This window comes from Halomonas elongata (assembly GCF_029081005.1).
In the GTDB taxonomy this organism is placed as follows: Bacteria; Pseudomonadota; Gammaproteobacteria; order Pseudomonadales; family Halomonadaceae; genus Halomonas; species Halomonas elongata_B.
This window is the reverse complement of record NZ_JAJQTQ010000155.1, coordinates 1-273: the sequence shown is the minus strand read 5'-3', so window position 1 is coordinate 273 and position 273 is coordinate 1. Positions and strand designations below refer to the sequence as shown.

General features: G+C 59.0%; 2 tRNA genes. Both read right to left on the bottom strand.

Annotated features, from left to right (window positions below):
- Positions 1 to 73, bottom strand: a tRNA-Glu gene (locus tag LU493_RS19890).
- 28 nt (positions 74 to 101) lie between these two features.
- Positions 102 to 176 (bottom strand) — tRNA-Gly (locus LU493_RS19885).
- Positions 177 to 273 lie beyond the last annotated feature (97 nt).

Here is a 273-nt window from a genome sequence, read left to right as displayed (position 1 = left end):
CGTCCCATAGGGGGTTCGAACCCCTGTTACCGCCGTGAAAGGGCGGTGTCCTGGACCACTAGACGAATGGGACGCATTGGATTCCATCAACGTTCAGGAGATGGAGCGGGAAACGAGATTCGAACTCGCGACCCTCGCCTTGGCAAGGCGATGCTCTACCACTGAGCTATTCCCGCACTCCGGTACCTTGATGAGTCGAGGTGGCGTCCCATAGGGGGTTCGAACCCCTGTTACCGCCGTGAAAGGGCGGTGTCCTGGACCACTAGACGAATG